Here is a 20826-nt window from a genome sequence, read left to right as displayed (position 1 = left end):
AAAATATCAGAAAGAAGGGCTTTGATACGCAATGAGTTGTTCATCCCTGTTGTTTCGCTATTGTTTTTCCCGTCGCCACTCCTATCGGTGGTGCGTCATTTAATTAATAAGGATAATGATTATGTCTGACACAGAGAGCAATAATGAATTTAGCAACGACGTATTGGATAATAGCAACCGCATATTGGATAGCTATGACTTAGCCAGCAGTGTGTGGGCCAACTTTGATCACTTCGAAAAGCTGGAGCTTTTCTTAAAATATAACGATGAACAAAACGGGCTCATCAATTATAATCTGAAAAATAAGACACAACTGACGGTTAAAGTCAGAGCTCGTGCTGTTGATAAAAACGGGAAAACCTTACCCCTCACCGTCGCTGATTTAAAAAGCGTTGCCTGTCTGTGTGTGTATGAATCAGACAGTAGTTTCTATCAGAATAATGGTTCATGGAAGCTTTACCAGAAAAGCGATGGCTCTGATTACCAGCCAGTATTAACAGAGAAATTATCGAATCAAAATACCTATGATATTTACGGTGTAGGTAAAGAAACCGGAGATGCAGAATGCGATCTCTATATTGCACCTAATGGCACCGCCTTTGACCTGGTGAATATTGCCGTTCATCTGGATATCCCGGGGCACGGACGTTCGGGCACGGCGAAAGGCAAAGCCACTGGCGCTTATCCCGAGTGTTATATCTCTGTCAGAGGGATAACCAGCGTATGGGATGTCTGCGAGAGTATCTCGAGCCTCGCAATTTCCTATGCGGAAAGCACCAATTCAAAATCTACGCTGTATGCCAACGGTCGCAACCAGGCTCCGGCGAAAATTTCAGTCTCTGCGGTGGATGCCCAGGGGCATTACCTTAATCTGATGGTCAGTGATTTTATTACCGAGTATAAGAAACAGTATTCAACTCCACGCCTCGAACTGATTAACACCCACAATAATGATGATGTGCTGGTTTTTAATGGGACAAAAGGTGCGTGCTATACCTTTACCGCCAATGAATGGAATAATCCGGTTAATTATGCTTCCGGTCCCCGTGTCATTGCCTCAGCGGATAACGGTATTTGTGATATACCGGTCTATATTTACAGCCATACTGCCAGCGCAGGAAAAGATATATCTGTGCGTCTGAATATCCCGGATGTTGCCTGTATCACTACCGCGCTGACCTCGACAGGGCAATGGTCATCTTATGCCTCGTCTAAAGTCACATTGACATTTTTAGCAAAAATTGATTATTCAGATGTTTCAAAGTTGACGATTGTCGAGAAAGGCTGGAGTACGCTCTGTGACACCGTGCATATTACTTATCATGCCAATAACTGGGGTGGGTCAAGTCATTCGCAAAGTAATGCGGTTGTCAGGAGTAAACAGGTTTTAATTAAGCCTGATGTCGGAAATTCTGAGGTTAAACTCCTGAATGAAAAAACCGCTGTTCTTAACCGAACTCATTGTGCGCCATACAACACAAAAGAGAAAATCGGGATGTACGGTTATAGCTCAGCACATTCAGCAGATACTTATGTACAGTCACTTCTTGATTATACGCCAGAGCACGGCGGGCATATTGTTGCCTGGGGCGTGGAAGTTCCGCCTGACATGAAGAAATTCGGTTTTCTGTTTACTTCAGGGCATGATTGTCAGGATGAGACAAATTATGAGCCGTATGCATACCACTACATGCTGGATATAAACGAAAACTGCGGGAAAAGATCCTGGATCGTTTCACCGGCACGTGTCGAAGGCGTGGTCACGCTTCATGCATTGGAAGCGTCTCACAGTATCGACAATTATTGTCACCACTTGCCGGCATGGACACCCAAAATCAATCCGGTAAAAGTCACGGTCTGGGATAATTTCGGTAACACCGGTACCTTCCAAATCTCTTGGGATCAGCGCACTTATACGCCGACGATTTCCGGTTAATCAGGCGCTTTATTCCTTCCTCAAATTGCCCTGGCACATTGTGTCAGGGTTTTTATCCCTACATTCCCTCCGCCTATTTCCTGTACAGATCACACTTCTTCCTGCTTTCGTGAAAATGCTCACATTCCCCCGTGCGGATGCACAAACATACGGCAAAATTTTCGGCTTTTAGCCGTGGAAATGTGCAAAAAAAGTGGCTAACTTCAATTATGAAACGCTATTTTATTAATGTTGGATTGCGGTTTTAACGAAGTGTGAGTGCGCTCACAAAGCCGATGGAACGCGCAATTTGGAGCACCCTGACGGGTGTTAACTCTCTCAGTAATGGCAGGTATCGCTGTGAAAATACGTTCTGTTGAAGTTTCTGTTTTTACTTATCCGACTCGCCGTGTTTCCGACAGCGCGGGTCATTCGCATCCGGGTGAAGAAAGTCTGGCAAAAATGGCGATGTTAACCATCACCACCGATGAAGGCGATTGCGGGTATTCCTTCGCGCCGCCGGAAGTGGTGCGTCCGCACGTCGTGAACGCCTTTTTCAGAAAAGTGCTGATCGGTCAGAACCCGTTTGACCGTGAACGCCTGTGGCAGGATCTGGTGCACTGGCAGCGCGGTAGTGCGCATCAGCTGACCGAACGGGCGCTGTCGTTTGTCGAGCAGGCGCTGTGGGACCTGATTGGCCGCAAACTGAAGATGCCGGTGCACAAACTGCTGGGCGGCTTTCGCGAGAAAGTGCCGGCATACGGCAGCACCATGTGCGGCGATGAGCTGAAGGGCGGGTTATCGACGCCGGATGAATTCGGCCAGTTTGCCGAAAAACTGGTGGCGCGCGGTTATCAGGCCATCAAGCTGCACACCTGGATGCCGCCGGTGGCGTTTGCGCCAGACCCGAAAATGGACATCAAAGCCTGCGCCGCCGTGCGTGAAGCGGTCGGGCCGGATATCGAGCTGATGCTCGACGGTTATCACTGGTACAGCCGCAGTCAGGCGCTGACCATCGGCAAGGCGCTGGAAAAACTCAACTTCGCGTGGTTCGAAGAACCGATGGAAGAAGAGAGCATGGCGTCTTACGCGTGGCTGGCGGAAAACCTTTCCATTGATGTGATCGGGCCGGAAAGTCTCGGCGGCAAACATCACAGCCGTGCGGACTGGGTGAAAGCCGGCGCCTGCGACATTTTACGCGCCGGAGCCAACGGCGTGGGCGGCATCTCGCCGTGCATGAAAGTCGCCAGCCTGGCCGAAGCCTTCGGTATGGACTGCGAAGTGCACGGCAACGGCGCGGCCAGCCTGGCCGTGGTCGGCGCTATCCGCAACTGCCGCTGGTATGAACGCGGCCTGCTGCACCCGTTCCTTGAATATGACGAACCTGCTGCGTACCTCAACAGCATCGTTGACCCGATGGATGAACAGGGTTTTGTTCATCTTTCTGACCGCCCTGGCCTCGGAGAGGACATCAATTTTGATTACATAGAAACCCATACCGTCAGCCGAGACTGACCTGCGGGCAGAAAAAATAATAAACCTCTGACTCTACCCGGAAGGTACATCATGAACACAGGCACACCCTTCGGGGCGTGGATCCTCGCGCTCCTGCTTACGGTGAGTGGCGGGGCGGTGCAGGCGAAAACGCCGCCCGACCAGCTACTTATCGGTATGAACATGAACAACCTGCTGACGCTCGATCCGGCCGCGATGACCGGCAACGATATCGTCGGCATTGTGGTGAATCTCTATGACCCCCTCATTGAGCTCGATCCGCAGGAACTGACGAATGTCCGCCCGGCGCTGGCGACCTCATGGGAGGTCAACGACGCCCGTAATCTGATCACATTCCATCTGCGCGAAGGCGTGACATTCCACTCGGGCAATCCGGTCACCGCAGACGATGTGGTGTGGTCGATGCGCCGGATCCTGCATCTGAATCTGGCGCAGGCATCGGTGTGGAAATCGTACGGCTTCACCAAAAAGAATGTCGATGAGATGGTGCGCACGCCGTCACCGGGTATTGTCGAAATTCAACTGCCAAAACCTAACGATCCGAAACTGGTGATTTACTCACTGGCCGCGCTCGGCAGCGTGGTGGCGTTAGACCGCAAAACCGTGCAGGCGCATGAAGTGAATGGCGACTGGGGTAACCGCTGGCTGACCACCAACGAAGCCGGTTCAGGACCGTTTCGTCTCGACAGCTGGCAGGCGAAAGACGTGCTTAACATGAGCCGTAATCCGCAGTACTGGCGCGGTGAACCTAAATTGTCGCGCGTGGTGTTCCGTCACTTTCAGGAATCCCAGACCCTGCGTCTGATGATTGAAAAAGGCGATCTGGATATTGCCAATAATATGGCGGTGTCCGATGTGACTGCCCTGAGCCACGATCCGGCAATGACCGTCGATACGGTGAAAAAAGGCACCATTTATTACGTGGCGATGAGCATGAAAGAGCCGCATTTCGCTAACCCGAAAGTGCGCGAAGCGGTGCGCTATCTGATTGATTATCAGGGTATCGGCAAGGCACTGATGAACGGTTATGGCATTGTGCATCAGCGTCCGATTCAGGTCGGTATGCCTGCCACATTGCCGGATCCCGGCTATACGCTGGACATTCCGCGCGCCAAAACACTGCTGGCAGAGGCCGGTTATCCTGAAGGTTTTGATACCACGCTGCGGGTGCTGGCCGATCAGCCGTTCCTCAATATCGCGATTGCGGTGCAGTCCACGCTGATGCAGGCGGGCATTCGCGCCAAAATCGTCACCGGTACCGGCAACCAGATTTACGGTGCGATGCGTGAACGCAAGTTCGACATGCTGGTCGGGCGCGGCGGCAGCGGCGTGGAACCGCACCCGCATTCCAGCCTGCGCGCACTGGTGTATAACCCGGACAACAACGATGCGGCGCGGCTGACCAATTTTCAGGGCTGGCGCACCGGTTTTTATGACAAACAGCTCAATACGGATATCGATCAGGCGCTGCTTGAGCGGGATCCTGAAAAGCAGAAACAGGATTACTTCGCCATTCAGGAACGCTACGACGCGCTGATCCCGGCGCTGGTGCCGCTCTCACAAATGGTCGATTCCATCGTGGTGCGCAAGGACGTCAAAAACTATCTGCCGCATCCTTCTGCCACCACGTTCCTGCGTGACGTCTACAAAGACGATACCGCCGACGCTCAGCCAACCGGAGGTAAAGGGTTATGACCATGCAAATTCGGGCTCCTGCTACTAAGCAAACTGCACGAATGTCGTTCCCCGCCGGGCGAATTGGCAAACGTCTGGTGCAGGTAGCGGTGACGCTCTTTGGCCTGCTGCTGCTGACGTTTTTTATTGGCCGCGTCATGCCGGTGGATCCGGTGCTGGCGATTGTCGGCCCGGATGCCGACCACAGCACCTATCAGCAGGTTTACCATCAGCTCGGCTTTGATAAACCGCTGTGGACACAGTTCGGCATCTACCTTTCCGGGCTGGCGCACGGTGATTTTGGTAACGCGCTGCTGACCGGTAAACCGGTGACGCAGGACATTCTGCGGGTGTTCCCTGCCACCATGGAGCTGGCGACGCTGGCGATCATCCTCGGCGCAGGCGTCGGCATTCCGTTAGGCGTGCTGGCAGCGGCGAAACGCAACAGCGTGGCGGATTACGTGGTGCGTATCATCAGTCTGGCCGGTTATTCCACCCCGATATTCTGGGTAGGGATGATGGGATTGCTGGTGTTCTATGCCGGGCTCGGTTGGGTGGGCGGCGCAGGGCGTCTGGATTTCAGTCTCGACGGCCAGGTGACGCGTCACAGCGGTTTTATGCTGATCGACTCAGTGATTGCCGGAAACTGGGAAGTATTTCGCAATGCGCTTAATCACCTGATCCTGCCTGCCTCGCTGCTCGGTTTCCACTCGCTGGCCTACATCAGCCGCATGACCCGCAGCTTTATGCTGGCGCAGCTTTCACAGGAATTCATCATCACCGCCCGGGTCAAGGGGCTGAGCGAATGGGATGTGCTGTGGAATCACGCGTTCCGCAACATTCTGGTTCAGCTTCTGACCGTGGTGGCGCTGGCGTACGGCTCACTGCTGGAAGGCGCGGTGCTGATCGAAACGGTATTTTCCTGGCCGGGCTTCGGTTCGTATCTCACCAGCAGCCTGATGCTGGGCGACATGAACGCGGTGATGGGCTGCGTGCTGGTGGTTGGCATGATTTTTGTGGTGCTGAATCTGCTGTCTGACCTGCTGTATCAGGTCTTTGACCCGAGGACAAAAGTATGACCCTTTCCCTCGATTCTGTAACGCTCAGCGCGGGCGATGAAAAACGTCAGCGCGTGAAAAGAGCGTTTGGCCGGGTAGGCCATTTTCTGTGGCAGATGGCGTGCAATCCGCTGACAGCCATTGGTGGCGCGATTGTGCTGGTGCTGATGATTGTGGCGATTTTCGCCCCGTGGATCGCCCCGTTCCATCCGCTGGTGCAGGATTTAAACAACGCGCTCAGCCCGCCGTCGGCGGCGCACTGGTTCGGCACCGACGAGTTTGGCCGCGATATTTTCAGCCGTCTGGTGTATGGCTCGCGCATCACGCTGTACATCGTTCTGCTGGTGTCGGTGACCGTTGGCCCGCTCGGGTTGCTGCTCGGTGTCACTGCCGGTTATTTCGGCGGTAAAACCGACATGGTGCTGATGCGCGTCACCGATATTTTCATCTCCTTCCCGAGTCTGGTGCTGGCGCTGGCATTTGTTGCCGCGCTCGGGCCGGGGCTGGAACATGTGGTGATCGCCATTACGCTCACTGCCTGGCCGCCGATTGCGCGTCTGGCCCGTGCGGAAACGCTCTCGCTGCGCCAGGCCGATTTTATCTCGGCGGTGCGCCTGCAAGGGGCAAGTCCGGTGCGGGTGCTGTGGCGTCACATCGTGCCGCTGTGCCTGCCGTCGGTGATCATCCGAATCACCATGAACATGGCCGGGATTATCCTGACCGCTGCCGGGCTGGGTTTTCTCGGCCTCGGCGCGCAGCCGCCGGACCCGGAGTGGGGCGCGATGATTTCCAGCGGTCGTACGTACATGATGGAGTGCTGGTGGGTGGCGACCATCCCCGGTCTTGCGATCCTGATTAACAGCCTGGCGTTCAACTTTTTAGGAGATGGCCTACGTGACATCCTTGATCCCCGGAATGACTGACGCTCCGGCGTTACTCGACGTGCGCGATCTGCACGTCAGCTTTGTGAATGGTCGTCAGGTGACGCAGGCGGTGCGCGGCGTTTCTTTCCAGCTCGGGCGGGAAAAACTGGCTATCGTCGGTGAGTCGGGCTCCGGGAAATCCACCGTCGGGCGCGCCTTGCTGCAACTGCACCCCGCGAAAGCGCGGATCACCGCCGAGCGGATGCAGTTCGGTGATGTTGATTTGCTTAACGCCACGCCGAAGCAAATGCGTCAGGTGCGCGGAAAACGCATTTCGATGATTATGCAGGATCCGAAATACTCGCTGAACCCGGTGCTGTGCGTCGGCGACCAGATTGCCGAAGCATGGCGTTCTCACCACACATGTTCCTATCAGGAGGCCAAAAGCAAAGTGCTGAACATGCTCGATGTGGTGCGCATCCGTGAACCCGAACGGGTGTACGGCCTCTATCCGCACGAGATTTCCGGCGGGCAGGGGCAGCGCATCATGATCGCCATGATGCTGATCACCGACCCGGAAATGGTGATAGCCGATGAACCCACCTCAGCGCTGGATGTGTCCGTGCGTTTACAGGTGCTGGCGCTGCTCGACGATCTGGTAAAAACGCGCGGTCTGGGGCTGATATTTATCAGTCACGACATCAATCTGGTGCGCAGCTTCTGCGACCGGGTGCTGGTGATGTATGCCGGACGCGTGGTCGAATCTATTGCTGCCACCGATCTGGATAACGCGCAGCATCCTTACACGCGCGGCCTGCTCAACGCGTTGCCGGACATGGATAACCGCCGTTATCCCCTACCGGTGATGCAACGTCAGGCCAGCTGGCTGACCGACTAAGGAGCCAACATGACAGCGAAAACCATGATTGACGTGCGTCACCTGAACCTGACGTTTGGCGAAGGGGCGAAAACCACGCAGGTGCTGACAGAGGTGAATATTGCTGTGCGCGAAGGCGAGATTTTCGGGCTGGTGGGGGAATCCGGATCGGGTAAAACCACGGTGCTGAAATGTCTGGCAGGGCTGTTTACCCACTGGAAAGGTGAACTGGAAATCGACGGCCAGCAGCTCGAACACCGGATTGGCCGTGACCGCTGCCGGCTGGTGCAGATGGTATTTCAGGATCCCTACGGTTCGCTGCATCCGCGCCACACCATCGGCGATATTCTGGAGGAGCCGTTGCAAATCCACCGTATTGACCAGCGGGATCAGCGGATTAATACCATTCTGGAGAAAGTCGGCCTGAACCGGGCGTTTCGCAGCCGCTATCCGCATCAGCTTTCCGGCGGCCAGCGCCAGCGCGTGGCCATTGCGCGTGCGCTGATCCTCAAACCGCGCGTGCTGTTGCTCGACGAACCGACGTCTGCGCTGGATGTGTCAGTGCAGGCAGAAATCCTCAATTTGCTGTTCGATCTTCAAAAAGAGGAAGGGCTGACGTATCTGATGGTGACGCACGATTTGGGCGTTATCGCCCATCTGTGCCAGCGTGTCGCGGTGATGAAATTCGGCAGGATCCTCGAGACGCTGGAAACCGATGCGCTGCTGCGCGGGGATATTCGTGATGATTACACCCGCGTGCTGGTGGATGCCAGCCGGGATTACAGCCGGGAAATGGCGGCGAAAGTGATGCTGTAAGGGGCGCGAGTGCTGTCGTTCCGGTCTGAATGCCGGAACGACAGAGAAAGTCATGAGGTTATTTTTGCAGTGATTTTTCAGGCTGGCGCAGTGCGGTCATCACGTCAGCAATACAGCGGTCAACCAGCATTTCAACGGCATCACTGCGCGACGTCTCCACCAGCATCGCCAGGCGGTCGATTTTTCTCACCACCGACATGCGCAATGACAGCGACACTGTTTTTTTCTTTTCTTTATCCAGCGAGACGTGGCTGACCTGCTCTTCGGTTTTGAGATCGCCACTGGAATGTAAAGCCTGAGCCATCTGACGCAAGGTCTTTTTATCCAGCGAGCCCGCGTCGGTCATCTGATAAGAGTGCGTGGCTTTGCTGTATTTGATCTCAGCAGAGTAGGTTTCGCGTAATTCCTTTAACGCCCGCGTCAATGTCGGTTCTGAACAGGCAAGCCGGGTGATGACTTTTGTCGCTGACACCGGTTGCCCGGTACCGAGCAATTGCGCCAGTCGGAAAATACGTGCTTGTCGTGTGCTGAGTTGCATGGTTAGTCGTTGCCTGTCGTCGTGTTATGGGCGATGGTGCATAGAAAATGTCAGTACACATCCTGTATCTCCTTCCCGTGGTTCTTCCTTTCCTTGGCGCCTGCAGGGCCAAAAATCCTATCAGGTCTTTCCTCAACATCAGCTAAATCAATCTGTCGCAATGGTGTTAGTTCAGCTGATTGGCCGTGAAAAATCTGACGCCGTCCTGTGTCTCTTCCTGCGCAATGCCGTAAATCTGGGCCTGTTCAAGCACGCGTGCGGCCCAGCGACGGTGAGTCGCGGGTTCACACATTGCGCCCTGGGATTTAAACACGGCCTGACTGGAGTTGAGAATCCGCAAAGCATCGGCGTGATCGGCGGATGTCACCATCAGCGCACGCTCAATTTTGGCGATCTGATTCGGATGAATGGCCGTTTTTCCCACCAGACCGTGCGCCATGTCCAGCGCCAGTTCTTTTTCCATCACGTCGTGATCGTCAATATGTTCGCAAACCGGCGATGTCAGGGCGAAATCCCGTGAGCCGAACACGGCAACCAGCATCTTGATCACGTAACCCATCGGGCTGTCGTACAGCGTCAGGTTGCGCGGACGGCGCAGCGAAATCACGTTCATCAGGTCATTGCCGCCAATACGCAGGGCGATAATGCGTGAGTGACACGGATGGGCGAGCAGTTCGACGGCGAGTTTGCGCATTTCAGTGACGTCAAAAACTTCTTCCGTTTCCAGCGTTGGCATCATGCACAGGTGAGTCTCTTTCATGATGTCCCACCATACCGGCAGAGACTCCAGCGTGAACTTCGGCAACACCAGCCCGTCAACCGGCGTGAGATCTTCCGTTGCGGTCAGGAACTTGCCCATTCCGGGATGACGCGGACGGATAAACACCAGCGGCCAGTCTGCGCCCAAACCCGCATCCTTAGCGGCTTTCAGCGCGTTCAGCACCTGCTTCAGATTTTGCAGCGCGGCGGGAACATCGGCGTCGCTGACCGCATCTTCCAGACAGATGACGATCGAGCGCAGCCCGTCAATTTCGTTATGCAGAATACTGCCCGCGATGTCGTTGCGGGTGGCGGGCATGTAAAGCGTGGCGCCCAGCCGGTATGGCGATAGTCTCTTTGTCATCAGTGAACCTTTTTAATGATGGTGACGGCACGGTATTGGCCGATGCGGTCACCGACTTCAGTGATGGTGATGTTTTTTTCACGGGCGAGATAGACCAGCAGGGCGACGTCCGGATCGTTCACCGAACGCACCAGAACGTGTTCCGGCACGCGACGCAAAACGGCGCGGGTGGCCTCGGCAATGCCCGGTTTAATCCGGTTAATGCTGGAAATGTCATATTCGGCGGCCAGTGAGGAAATCACCTGCTCGCTGCGTATTTTCAGATGCACATACTCCTGCGGCACCCACGGGCTGGCCGGAATGGTTGCGAGATCCAGCGAGCGGCGACACCCGGCCACGGTATCCACCAGCAGGCGGCTGCACTCAAATTCGCTCAGGTGATCGCACTTCACACAGCCGTGCAAACCTTCTGAAGACCAGATCGATCGTGAAATCAGACCTGAAACCGGCGCACCCATGATGCCAAACGGGATCAGCCAGTCGTCGTCGCTGGCGGCCAGCCAGGAAACGCCGCACGGGTCGGCCAGCACCACGAGACGCGGATCCTGTGGATAGCCTGCACGATTTTCCAGCGAACGTCGCAGCTGGCCGGTGATCGCGCCTTTTCCGGTCCAGCCATCGACAAACACGATGCCTTCGGTGCCATGTTGCGCTTCAATCCAGTCCATTGCCGTATCGTCAATGCCACGGTCACGGATGATACTCACGCCGTAGTGGTGAGATGTTTTACCCATCTCCCGCAACGCCTGATGCAGCATCACGCCCAATGGCACACCGGCGCGCACCAGGCTGACGAGGATGACCGGCGTCTCGCCGAAGCGGTCGGCCAGCGCCTTCGCCAGCATCACCACTTCTTTCGCCAGACGTTCTGCGCCTTGTTCCAGCGCACGGGCAAACAAGTCCAGATGCCAGGCGGTCGGCTCAGGTTCCTGACTCAGCATCTCGGAATAATGCTTTTCACCGGACTGGATCAGCTGCTCTTTTTGCTCGACCGGCGTCATTTCCATTTCCACCGGCGTTAACAGAAAGTGCACGTCCTCTGGCAGGTATGAGCCGGAAAAAGGGATAAAAGGCTGCATGTTATTTCTCTCCGAAAATGTGCTGGCTGATGTGTTCAGCAAACTGACTCTGCTGTGGCATGCCAAACCAGTTACACAGTTTCATAAAACGGTGATCGCTCAGGCTGTCGCCCAGACCGATGACCGGGAACACGCCGCGCTCCGCCCGCAATTTCTTCAGTAAGTATTGCGTGGCGAGGCCTTTTTCAACCGGCAGCGGCAGCCAGGCAATGTTGTTACTGTTGCGATGAATATAAAAACCTTCGGCAGGGAACAGGGCTTCGATCTCTTCGCCGAGGGTATAGAGTTCGTCGAGGCGGGTGCTGTCGGTGTGCTTCATCACCAGATAGATCGGGGTGTCGCCGTACTCATAATTAATACGCGCCCAGCCGTTGATCTTGCGCTCCGCCATCAGCGCCGTGATGCCCTGCTGCATGTTCAGCAGACGCTCACGAAAAGGTGCCAGACTGTCGAGAATATGGGCTTTCCACTCTGCATCCGGTTCGCCCTGGGGCGTCAGAATCACCGCGCCGTGGGTGGCGATCGCCCAGGAGTTGAAAGGAATGGTCACGCGGCTTATCTCTTCGGTACCGCGGGCGGTGACCGGAATAAAGTCAGCGTTTTCAAGCAGCCAGTCCACCAGCATAGATTGTTCTTCGGTCATAAAGCTGCGCGCAGACATCGAGCGGTCTAAGGCCCCCGGACGGAAAGGCTCGAGGTCCAGTTCATCGACCATCTTACGGCGCGTCTGAAACAGAGTATCGTCCAGATCGGAAAGAATGACCGGCTTATTCATACACAACAACCTCAACAGTATTCGCCACGTTTTTCAGGGCATCGAGCAGGGAAGGATCAACGCTGTCGGCAGGGGTTTCAATACACAGCAGAATGCGATCAAAATGCTGATGAGCGACGTTGTAAACGAAATTCGGAATGCCCAGACCGTAGTTGTCGGTGAACGCAATGGCGGATTTGATGGCGTAACCGGTAGAAATCGGTGAGCGGGTGGTGCAGCTGAATTTCACGTCAGCCCCGGTTTTCTCCAGACGTTCCGCCAGCAGAAGAGGTTCCCAGACAAATTCCCCCGAACCTAACACCAGCACTTTTTCGCCCACGGCTGCCGTGAGGTGCTTACCCAGGTCACGCGCCGGGATCGCCATGCCCAGACGCCCCCAGCTCTGTTTGCCGGTGATGGCGACGCTGCCTTTGGCGGTCACGTTCACCGCTGGCATTACCGGCACTGGCGCATCGGGTTTCATTTCCCAATGCCAGTCGCCCTGAACCAGCGACACGGGCGTGACCGGCAGCGGGCAATTGGCTTCAATCGCGTTACCGCTCCAGTCTGTCAGTGTGACCGTGACCACACGTTCGAGTTGTGACAGCCCTGCATCCGCGCGCAGCGCTTCCAGCAGATTAATAAAGGTGTTGCCGGTGGTCGCTTCGTCATCGATCAGCACCAGACTGCGGGCATCCCGCACGCGGTCGCGCAACACCGGGTCTGCCGGATGGTAGATCAGGTGGTCTGTGGCATGGCTGTGATTTTCTTTGAATTCACACAGCAGATCGCCCTCAACCGGATGACGTGTTGATGTCAGATACACTGAATTCGCATAGCGGCCTGACGCCTCATCATAAACCCCCGCGCCCAGTCCTACGGCCGTCTCGGCCATGCCGATAAACAGCACCGGCTCTGGCAAATCGGTGGGGATTTGCACGGCCAGCTGGCGGTAAGCGGAACGCATAACCGAAGGGGCAATCGGAATATGACGTCCGAGCACTTTGCTGACAAACAAAAACGCGCGCTTCGGATTGCGGCGTTCAGCGATATCAAATAATGCATCCAGCGAATGTGTGCCGCCGGTCGGGGTCACGGTCAGCGTACCGCCGGAAAGCTCACGGCGATAAACAGAAGTGGCGTGGGACATACTCATGCGTTTCCTTGGCCTGAAGACAGGTTGTCGAGCGAAGTGGTGTAAGGGATGACATCCGTCATAGAACGCACAACCGCAGGAGAGAAGCTCTCCGTTGCCGCGTTCATGGCCTGCGTTTCGTTGAGCAAACCCAGTTTGCGGGCGGCGAACAGGCCGGGCAGATTGACGCCGCTGTGGCGGGTATAACCGATACCGCCGGAAGGCCGCATATTAATTTCCAGCAAAACTGGCTCGCCGTGATCGTTGTTGCGGGTCTGAACATTCACCAGACCGTCGGCCTGCATAACTTCGGCGCAACGCTTGCCCAGCTCATAGGCTGCACCCGATTGCTCGAGATATTGCAGCGCACCTTCTTTGCGGCGCGCTACGGCCGCGATGACTTTACCGCGTTCCACCAGCATATCGACCGAATATTCCGGGCCGGGCAGGTAAGGCATTAACACCAGCGGCTCGAAGATTTCCTGCTGTTCCAGGGCGTGCAGATACATATCCGGACGCACTTTGCGGCTGTCAGGATGGGTGAAAGCGGCCATATGGCCCACATTGTCATCAAAACGCCAGAATCCCATGCCATAAATACCGACAACGGGTTTCACGCACAGCATAGTCGCACCGGACCAGGATTCGGCGCTGGTATTGTCAGCCAGATGCCCGCGTAATTCTTCTGCCGATTCAATGCGGATCGACGGCACAACCGGCAGTCCGTGTTGTTGCATGGCGAGGGCGAAATCCACTTTATCGTCGGCCAGTTCAAACATGGCATTGCTGACAGCGCCGGTGGTCAGCGTGACGCCCGACGCAACAATGTCTGCCCGGTGGGTTTCAAACCACTGGCAATTACGGCCAGTGTGGATGGCATTGACACCGTACTGCGCCACGGTTGCGGTGATAAAGGCCAGGCGTTCTTCATCTTCTGCCGGTTCGATGAGCGCGATGTCCGCCAGAGAAAGAATTTCATTTCTGTGATGGCGATGGGAGGCAATGACGGTGACATCTTGATTTGAAGATTTAAAAAAGTCTTTGATGCCCAAAATAATGTCGCGCTGTGACGACAGACCTTCCATTAACCAAATTACGTGACTCATCGGCGTATATATTCCAGAAATGAAGAGGGGAAAAAGAATTATTTGAGAGTCTATGCAGGGATTTTAACCATGTCAATCATAACATGATTCATATCTGGATGTTATCAATTTGTCTTTTATCATACGTTTGGCAACGTCTGTTTTCGTCAAAAAACGTAAATTATCAAAAAATAAATATTTAATATCAAAGAATTAACTTTTGTTAAGGAAATTAGTGTCAAAATGTAGCTTGTGCAACTACTTCGTCATGATATGATTTTTCAGCACATGGATTTCTGATTCGAAAAAATAATGATTTAACCTATCTCTGAAGGAATAACTAATGGTTTCATTAAGCAAGAACCAAACTGTTTCACTCAGCAAACAAACGTCTTCGTTGAATCAACTCCAATTCGGTTTGGGTTGGGATCCTTTGAAAAAGAAAAAAGGGTTCCTGGGTGGTCTTTTAGGCGGCGGCAGCGATTCAATTGATTTAGACGCGGGATGCGTTCTGTTAGACCGCACTGGCCAGACCATCGACACCATCTGGTTCCGCAAGCTGAAGTCAAGCTGTGGTTCAGTTGTCCATTTGGGTGACAACCTGACCGGTGAAGGCGATGGCGACGACGAAGTGATCACCGTTGACCTGACCCGCCTGCCTTCTCAGGTAGAGTATCTGGCCTTCACGGTGAACAGCTTCCGTGGTCAGACATTTAATGAAGTCGATAACGCATTTTGCCGCGTCGTCGATCAGTCCCGTAAGGAACTGGCCCGTTATCAGCTGACGGAGCAGGGCTCTCACACCGGTATCATTATTGCCTCATTGTCCCGTAACAACGGCGAGTGGGATTTCACCGCGCACGGTAAAGCCTCCACCGGCCGCACAATTGACGATATGCACGCAGATATCGTGGCAACGGTGGTGCGCTAATGACGATGACGCCGGGGGGCAACGCCTCCATTCCTTCACAGGTATTGACGGTACGCGTGCTCTCTGGCGTCGCGGTCGATGCCTCATCGTTTCGTCTCTATGCTTCAGGCAAAGTGCAGGGCGATCCTGACATGGTGTTTTACGGCCAACCCGTCAATGACGATGCGTCTGTAAAGCTGAGCGGCGCAGGCACGGACACCGCCTTTACGGTGGATATCAACCGCCTGCGGCCTGAAGTGCAGAAGCTGGCCTTTACCGCCACCTGCGACGGCAATATGACGCTTTCAGGCCTGAAGCGCCTGACCATTCAGGTGGAGCAAAACGGCAATGTCCTGCTGACCGGTGACGTTGATGTTACAGGCCGTCAGGAAGCCGCGCTGATTTTGGGTGAAATTTACCGCCGCAATGCGGAGTGGAAGTTCCGCTTCATTGCTCAGGGCTTTAACGGTGGCCTGAAACCGCTGGCAGAGCACTTCGGGGTAGATATTTCCGATGCTACGGCACCTGCTCCAACGCCTGCGCCAGCACCGGCACCGACCCCTGAACCTGCTAAAATTAGCCTGAGCAAAGTGTCGCTGACCAAAGAAAAACCGACGATCAGCCTGGCGAAGCGGGATAACTTTGGCGAAATCAAAATTAACCTTAACTGGAATCAGCAAAGCAACACCGGTTCCGGCGGCGGGATGTTCGGCGGCATGTTTAACAAATCCAAAGGTATCGATCTGGATTTGGGGGCATTTGTCGAATTGCAGGACGGCACCAAAGGCGTGATTCAGGCATTGGGAAATACCTTTGGTCGTCTGAATGCAGAGCCCTATGTTCAGTTGCAAGGCGATGACCGCACCGGTCAGGTGCGTGACGGCGAGTGGCTGCACATTAATGGCCGCGAGTGGAAGAAAATCCGCGAAGTGCTGATCTACGCGTTCATCTATGAAGGCGCAGCGAGCTGGGATAAAACGGACGGGGTGGTCACGATGCACATTCCTGAGCAACCGCCGATCGAAACGCGCTTAACCGAAGGGTCGAACCGCCACAACATGTGTGCCATCGCCCGTCTGGTCAATGACAACGGTGCGATCAAGGTTGAACGTCTGAACCAGTTCTTCAGCGGCCACAAAGATATGGATAACGCGCTCGGCTGGGGCTTTCGCTGGTCTGCTGGCTCTAAGTGACAGTGATTCACCACATAATTTTAATTATCTGAGGGCAGAGAAAATGAGTTTCTTCGACAAAGTGAAAGGCGCCTTTAACAGCGGCCGTGACGAGCTGACCAAACAGGTTGGCCGTTTCAAAAACAAAAAATTCATGCAGGGCACCGTTGCTGTTTGTGCGCGCATCGCCGTCTCAAGCAATGGCGTGAGCTCTGAAGAAAAGCAAAAGATGATCGGCTTCCTTCAGGCTTCTCCTGAACTGAAAGTGTTTGAAACCAAAGAAGTCATAGCGTTCTTTAATGAACTGGTGACCAGCTTCAGTTTCGACTACGAAATCGGTAAAGGCGAAACCATGAAATACATTCTGGCGCTGAAAAGCCAACCAGAAGCCGCACAACTGGCCGTTCGCGTCGGTATTGCCGTAGCAAAAAGCGACGGTGATTTCGATCAGGACGAGCAAACCGCCGTACGCGAAATTGCGCTGGCACTGGGCTTCACCCCGGCCGAATTCGGTCTTTAATTTCAACACTCTGGCTTAAGGGCTATTTATGGTATCCACGCATATCGGTTTCCCGGCTGAAACCGTCACGGTATTTGTTGTTCTGGCTATTGGGGCGATTGCTGTCGACCTGTTCATGCATCGTCATGACAAGCCGATTTCGCTGAAAAGTGCTTCGCTCTGGACGGTCTTCTGGATCGTTGTGGCGATGGCTTTTGCCGGTTTCCTCTACATTCATCACGGTTCTGAAGTGGCGAGCCTGTTTATTACCGGTTATGCGCTGGAGAAAGTCCTGTCAGTTGATAACCTGTTTGTCATGATGGCTATCTTCTCGTGGTTTGCCGTACCGGATAATCTGCGTCACCGCGTCCTCTATTGGGGCGTTATCGGGGCGATTGTTTTCCGCGGCATCTTCGTTGCCATCGGGTCGAGCCTGTTAACGCTGGGGCCTTGGGTCGAAATCGTCTTTGCGCTGGTCGTGTTGTGGACAGCCGTCATGATGCTCAAAAGCGGCGGTGATGATGACGAGATCGAAGACTATTCTCAGCACATTGCTTACCGTATGGTAAAACGCTTCTTCCCGATCTGGCCGAAACTGAAAGGACATTCCTTCCTGTTAAGCCAAAAAGAAGTGGATGCTGAACTGGCGAAACCTGAAAACAAAGACATCAAAGTGGGCCGTGTAGGTAAAGCTGCACTTTATGCCACGCCGCTGATGCTGTGTCTGGCCGTGGTGGAATTGTCCGACGTGATGTTCGCGTTTGACTCCGTGCCTGCGGTTATCGCAGTGAGCCGTGAACCGCTGATTGTTTACAGCGCCATGATGTTTGCGATCCTCGGCCTGCGTACCATGTACTTCGTGCTGGAAGCCATGAAACAGTACCTGGCACACCTTGAGAAAGCGGTTATCGTGCTGCTGTTCTTCATCGGTGTGAAACTGGGTCTGAACGCCACCGACCACCTGTGGCATCACGGTTACAATATTTCTGCTAACGCAAGTCTGTTTGTTGTTCTGGGCGTACTGGCTGTGGGTATCATCGTCAGCGTACTGTTCCCAGGCAAATCGGATGCTGAGGAAGGCAAGCAGGGCTAAGCCCTTGCCTTCCCCCTTGAAAATAAACGTTAACAATTGAGGATATAATTATGGGCGTTTCTCTCTCTAAAGGCGGCAATGTTTCTTTAAGCAAAGAAGCACCGACAATGAAAAATGTGCTGATCGGTTTGGGTTGGGATGCCCGCTCAACCGACGGCCAGGATTTCGACCTTGATGCCTCAGCGTTCCTGCTGACCAGCGCCGGCAAAGTGCGCGGCGATACCGACTTCATTTTCTACAACAACCTGAAATCCACCGACGGTTCTGTGCTGCATACCGGCGACAACCGTACTGGTGAAGGTGATGGCGATGATGAAGCCCTGAAGATCAAACTGGATCAGATCCCGGCTGACGTAGATAAAATCGTCTTTGTGGTGACCATCCATGACGCCACTACGCGTCGTCAAAGCTTCGGTCAGGTGTCTGGCGCATTCATTCGTTTAGTGAATGACGACAACCAACAGGAAGTCGCGCGTTACGACCTGACAGAAGATGCGTCAACCGAAACGGCCATGCTGTTCGGTGAACTGTATCGCCATAACACCGAGTGGAAATTCCGCGCGGTGGGTCAGGGTTATGCAGGCGGCCTGAGCTCCGTATGCGCACAGTACGGCATCAACGCATCGTAATTTCACACAGTTTTTTGAAACCCGGCAGGCGACATACTGTTGCCTGCTGTAATGAACATGACTTATTACAGGAGTTTTAAATGGCAGTTTCTCTGATTAAAGGCGGCAACGTATCCTTAACTAAAGAAGCCCCAACCATGAATGTGGCTATGGTCGGCCTCGGCTGGGATGCACGCGTAACTGATGGCGCTGAGTTTGACCTCGACGCTTCTGTGTTCATGGTCGGTGATGACGGTAAAGTTATTTCCGATGCGAGCTTCATCTTCTTCAACAACAAAACCAGCACCTGTGGTTCCGTGACTCACATGGGCGACAACCGAACTGGCGAAGGCGAAGGCGATGACGAGCAGGTTAAAATCGACCTGTCTAAAATCCCGGCCGAAGTGAAAAAGCTGGTATTCGCCGTGACTATTTATGACGCAGAAGCGCGTAAACAGAACTTCGGCATGGTCAGCAACAGCTTCATGCGCGTATTCAACAACGATAACGGCACTGAAATCGCCCGTTTCGACCTGTCTGAAGATGCGTCCACCGAAACGGCAATGGTGTTCGGCGAACTTTACCGTCACAACGTTGAGTGGAAATTTAAAGCCGTCGGTCAGGGCTTCGCAGGCGGCCTGTCTGCACTGGCCTCTCAGCATGGCGTGAACATCTAAATCACGCATAATTCTGACAGCCCCGTTGGTTTCCATCGGGGCTTTTTTGTATCTGCAGGAAACGTGGCCTGAAGAGCCGGTGTTTCCCCTTAAACAGGATAGCCAAAATGGAATTGCAATCCGGACAGAACATCGCGTTAAACCAGCCCCTCCTCCGTATCACTCTTTCATACCCCGGAACAGCCGCCTTTCGCAGTGAAATCGATGCTTCAGCCTTTATGTTGTCGGCGCAAAATAAGGTCAGAGGAGATGCAGATTTCATTTTTTTCAATCAGCCCTCTGCGCCAAATGGCAGCCTGAGCCTCACTTCTTATGCTGGAAGCAGCCAGTTTTCGCTGGATCTGAGAAAGGTTGATGCCGACATCGTCAAAATTGCTCTCACACTGGTGTTTGACGGCCCGGATTCTGTCTCAGGTCTGCAACGGATCCAGATGAATGCGGAAGGTGTGGCGACGTTCGACATTCCTCTCGCCGGGCGGAGTGAAAAAGCGCTTATTGTGGCCGAAGTTTATCGCCACAACGGCAACTGGAAACTCAGGGCATCAGGGCAGGGGTTCAACGGGGGGCTGGAACCGCTGGCAGTTCATTTCGGCGTGGATGTGACCTCGCCATCCCCGGCGCCAGCACCAGCACCGACGTCAACGACCGTCAGTCTTGAAAAACGGATACAGGAAAAAGCGCCGCGCCTTATCAGTCTGGCAAAAACCGTCACGGTCAGTCTGGCCAAACATAACCTCCAGTCAGTGAAAGCTAAAGTGGCTTTCGTGCTGGATGCCTCCGGTTCTATGACCGGCGAGTTCAAAAAAGGTAACGTTCAGGCCGTGGTGGATCGCATCGCGGTTCTCGCCGTCCAGTTTGATGATGATGGCGACATGGACATGTGGGGATTCGCCGAAAAACACCGCAAATACAAAGATGTAACACTCGATAATCTTGATGGCTATGTCGCTGATATCCAGAACTCAGCAAGGCGCGGGCGGTGGGAGAATTTGCCAGGATTGGGCGGTATCAATAATGAGCCACCCGTGCTTGAAGAGATTATCGATACTTTTAAGCACAGTGATTTGCCCGTGTACGTTGTTTTCATTACGGATGGTGGCATCAGTAAAACCAGAGCAATTAAAGAAGCCATTCGCCGCTCAGCGAACTACCCGATTTTCTGGAAGTTTTTGGGTCTTGGTGGCAGCGGCTATGGCATCCTCGAGCAACTGGACACCTTCACGGACCGTCGTATCGACAACACGCATTTTTTCGCGATCGACGATTTCGCCACTATGAGTGATGAACGTCTCTATGACCTGTTACTTGAAGAGTTTAAGGACTGGACAGTGGCCGCGCGAAAAGAGCGGATTATGCGGTAAATGCGGTGTCCTGAGCGCGGGGCTGTTGCACAGAAACGATATCCTCAGCCCCCGTTAAACCTCTTTATCGGATA

20 protein-coding genes are annotated in these 20826 nt (G+C 54.1%); 14 read left to right on the top strand and 6 right to left on the bottom strand.

All coding sequences use genetic code 11. From position 1 onward, the window contains the following. Positions 1-121: 121 nt before the first annotated feature. The 7 genes from J1779_RS06215 to J1779_RS06185 all read left to right on the top strand — a co-directional run bounded on the left by J1779_RS06215 (position 122) and on the right by J1779_RS06185 (position 8718). Entirely contained in the window at positions 122-1936 is a 1815-nt protein-coding gene (locus tag J1779_RS06215) for a hypothetical protein (RefSeq protein ID WP_217203146.1), read from the top strand. A 339-nt stretch (positions 1937-2275) separates the two neighbouring features. After that, positions 2276-3430, top strand: a complete 1155-nt coding sequence (locus tag J1779_RS06210) for a mandelate racemase family protein (RefSeq protein WP_056780159.1) — start codon at positions 2276-2278, stop codon at positions 3428-3430. Positions 3431-3481: 51 nt separating this feature from the next. After that, positions 3482-5125: an ABC transporter substrate-binding protein gene (locus tag J1779_RS06205; protein ID WP_217203144.1), complete on the top strand. Its 1644-nt coding sequence runs from the start codon at positions 3482-3484 to the stop codon at positions 5123-5125. A 41-nt stretch (positions 5126-5166) separates the two neighbouring features. Next, positions 5167-6183 carry an ABC transporter permease gene (locus tag J1779_RS06200; protein WP_217203164.1) on the top strand — a complete coding sequence of 339 codons (1017 nt, stop codon included), beginning with the start codon at positions 5167-5169 and terminating at the stop codon, positions 6181-6183. Further along, a complete protein-coding gene (locus J1779_RS06195) occupies positions 6180-7085 on the top strand; it encodes an ABC transporter permease (protein ID WP_056779852.1) in 906 nt (301 codons plus the stop codon). Before J1779_RS06200 ends, J1779_RS06195 begins: the two co-directional genes overlap by 4 nt. After that, positions 7057-7923, top strand: a complete 867-nt coding sequence (locus J1779_RS06190) for an ABC transporter ATP-binding protein (RefSeq protein WP_122096951.1) — start codon at positions 7057-7059, stop codon at positions 7921-7923. Before J1779_RS06195 ends, J1779_RS06190 begins: the two co-directional genes overlap by 29 nt. A 24-nt stretch (positions 7924-7947) precedes the next feature. Continuing rightward, on the top strand, positions 7948-8718 hold the full coding sequence (locus J1779_RS06185) for an ABC transporter ATP-binding protein (RefSeq protein ID WP_217203163.1): 771 nt from the start codon (positions 7948-7950) through the stop codon (positions 8716-8718). A 58-nt stretch (positions 8719-8776) separates the two neighbouring features. On the opposite strand, the gene J1779_RS06180 is transcribed toward J1779_RS06185, so the two are convergent. The 6 genes from J1779_RS06180 to J1779_RS06155 form a co-directional block, all read right to left on the bottom strand. Beyond that, a complete protein-coding gene (locus tag J1779_RS06180) occupies positions 8777-9256 on the bottom strand; it encodes a hypothetical protein (RefSeq protein WP_056779855.1) in 480 nt (159 codons plus the stop codon). A gap of 166 nt (positions 9257-9422) precedes the next feature. After that, entirely contained in the window at positions 9423-10379 is a 957-nt protein-coding gene (locus J1779_RS06175) for an HpcH/HpaI aldolase/citrate lyase family protein (protein ID WP_217203143.1), read from the bottom strand. Beyond that, a complete protein-coding gene (locus J1779_RS06170) occupies positions 10379-11458 on the bottom strand; it encodes a cysteine protease StiP family protein (protein WP_217203141.1) in 1080 nt (359 codons plus the stop codon). The genes J1779_RS06175 and J1779_RS06170 overlap by 1 nt, the downstream gene beginning before the upstream one ends. A gap of 1 nt (position 11459) precedes the next feature. Then, positions 11460-12233, bottom strand: a complete 774-nt coding sequence (locus tag J1779_RS06165; protein ID WP_056779865.1) for an HAD family hydrolase — start codon at positions 12231-12233, stop codon at positions 11460-11462. After that, on the bottom strand, positions 12226-13368 hold the full coding sequence (locus J1779_RS06160) for a phosphoribosyltransferase domain-containing protein (protein ID WP_420804203.1): 1143 nt from the start codon (positions 13366-13368) through the stop codon (positions 12226-12228). Before J1779_RS06160 ends, J1779_RS06165 begins: the two co-directional genes overlap by 8 nt. Then, positions 13365-14453 (bottom strand): ATP-grasp domain-containing protein, encoded by a 1089-nt coding sequence (locus tag J1779_RS06155; protein WP_056779871.1) that lies wholly within the window; start codon positions 14451-14453, stop codon positions 13365-13367. Before J1779_RS06155 ends, J1779_RS06160 begins: the two co-directional genes overlap by 4 nt. A gap of 322 nt (positions 14454-14775) precedes the next feature. Here J1779_RS06155 and J1779_RS06150 point away from each other — a divergent pair, with 322 nt between their 5' ends. From J1779_RS06150 to J1779_RS06120, 7 genes are all read left to right on the top strand, one after another. Next, on the top strand, positions 14776-15363 hold the full coding sequence (locus J1779_RS06150; RefSeq protein ID WP_056779874.1) for a TerD family protein: 588 nt from the start codon (positions 14776-14778) through the stop codon (positions 15361-15363). Then, positions 15363-16535: a TerD family protein gene (locus J1779_RS06145; protein ID WP_217203139.1), complete on the top strand. Its 1173-nt coding sequence runs from the start codon at positions 15363-15365 to the stop codon at positions 16533-16535. The genes J1779_RS06150 and J1779_RS06145 overlap by 1 nt, the downstream gene beginning before the upstream one ends. A 43-nt stretch (positions 16536-16578) precedes the next feature. Beyond that, entirely contained in the window at positions 16579-17034 is a 456-nt protein-coding gene (locus J1779_RS06140; RefSeq protein WP_056779881.1) for a tellurite resistance TerB family protein, read from the top strand. 28 nt (positions 17035-17062) lie between these two features. Further along, a complete protein-coding gene (locus J1779_RS06135; RefSeq protein ID WP_056779884.1) occupies positions 17063-18106 on the top strand; it encodes a TerC/Alx family metal homeostasis membrane protein in 1044 nt (347 codons plus the stop codon). 50 nt (positions 18107-18156) lie between these two features. After that, positions 18157-18735 carry a TerD family protein gene (locus J1779_RS06130; RefSeq protein ID WP_056779886.1) on the top strand — a complete coding sequence of 193 codons (579 nt, stop codon included), beginning with the start codon at positions 18157-18159 and terminating at the stop codon, positions 18733-18735. Between the two features lie 80 nt (positions 18736-18815). After that, positions 18816-19391: a TerD family protein gene (locus J1779_RS06125; RefSeq protein ID WP_056779888.1), complete on the top strand. Its 576-nt coding sequence runs from the start codon at positions 18816-18818 to the stop codon at positions 19389-19391. Positions 19392-19498: 107 nt separating this feature from the next. Then, positions 19499-20752, top strand: a complete 1254-nt coding sequence (locus J1779_RS06120; protein WP_217203137.1) for a VWA domain-containing protein — start codon at positions 19499-19501, stop codon at positions 20750-20752. Positions 20753-20826 lie beyond the last annotated feature (74 nt).

Origin of the sequence: Rahnella rivi (assembly GCF_019049655.1) — a bacterium.
Lineage (GTDB): Bacteria > Pseudomonadota > Gammaproteobacteria > Enterobacterales > Enterobacteriaceae > Rahnella > Rahnella rivi.
Note: the sequence above shows the minus strand (reverse complement) of the source record. Positions and strands in the feature narration are given on the sequence as shown.

Coding starts and splice junctions, on each gene's coding strand:
- J1779_RS06165 (WP_056779865.1), bottom strand. CDS start 12,233: ATGAATAAGCCGGTCATTCTTTCCGATCTGGACGATACTCTGTTTCAG.
- J1779_RS06155 (WP_056779871.1), bottom strand. CDS start 14,453: ATGAGTCACGTAATTTGGTTAATGGAAGGTCTGTCGTCACAGCGCGAC.
- J1779_RS06135 (WP_056779884.1), top strand. CDS start 17,063: ATGGTATCCACGCATATCGGTTTCCCGGCTGAAACCGTCACGGTATTT.
- J1779_RS06205 (WP_217203144.1), top strand. CDS start 3,482: ATGAACACAGGCACACCCTTCGGGGCGTGGATCCTCGCGCTCCTGCTT.
- J1779_RS06130 (WP_056779886.1), top strand. CDS start 18,157: ATGGGCGTTTCTCTCTCTAAAGGCGGCAATGTTTCTTTAAGCAAAGAA.
- J1779_RS06185 (WP_217203163.1), top strand. CDS start 7,948: ATGATTGACGTGCGTCACCTGAACCTGACGTTTGGCGAAGGGGCGAAA.
- J1779_RS06145 (WP_217203139.1), top strand. CDS start 15,363: ATGACGATGACGCCGGGGGGCAACGCCTCCATTCCTTCACAGGTATTG.
- J1779_RS06120 (WP_217203137.1), top strand. CDS start 19,499: ATGGAATTGCAATCCGGACAGAACATCGCGTTAAACCAGCCCCTCCTC.
- J1779_RS06195 (WP_056779852.1), top strand. CDS start 6,180: ATGACCCTTTCCCTCGATTCTGTAACGCTCAGCGCGGGCGATGAAAAA.
- J1779_RS06215 (WP_217203146.1), top strand. CDS start 122: ATGTCTGACACAGAGAGCAATAATGAATTTAGCAACGACGTATTGGAT.
- J1779_RS06140 (WP_056779881.1), top strand. CDS start 16,579: ATGAGTTTCTTCGACAAAGTGAAAGGCGCCTTTAACAGCGGCCGTGAC.
- J1779_RS06200 (WP_217203164.1), top strand. CDS start 5,167: ATGTCGTTCCCCGCCGGGCGAATTGGCAAACGTCTGGTGCAGGTAGCG.
- J1779_RS06170 (WP_217203141.1), bottom strand. CDS start 11,458: ATGCAGCCTTTTATCCCTTTTTCCGGCTCATACCTGCCAGAGGACGTG.
- J1779_RS06180 (WP_056779855.1), bottom strand. CDS start 9,256: ATGCAACTCAGCACACGACAAGCACGTATTTTCCGACTGGCGCAATTG.
- J1779_RS06150 (WP_056779874.1), top strand. CDS start 14,776: ATGGTTTCATTAAGCAAGAACCAAACTGTTTCACTCAGCAAACAAACG.
- J1779_RS06175 (WP_217203143.1), bottom strand. CDS start 10,379: ATGACAAAGAGACTATCGCCATACCGGCTGGGCGCCACGCTTTACATG.
- J1779_RS06160 (WP_420804203.1), bottom strand. CDS start 13,368: ATGAGTATGTCCCACGCCACTTCTGTTTATCGCCGTGAGCTTTCCGGC.
- J1779_RS06125 (WP_056779888.1), top strand. CDS start 18,816: ATGGCAGTTTCTCTGATTAAAGGCGGCAACGTATCCTTAACTAAAGAA.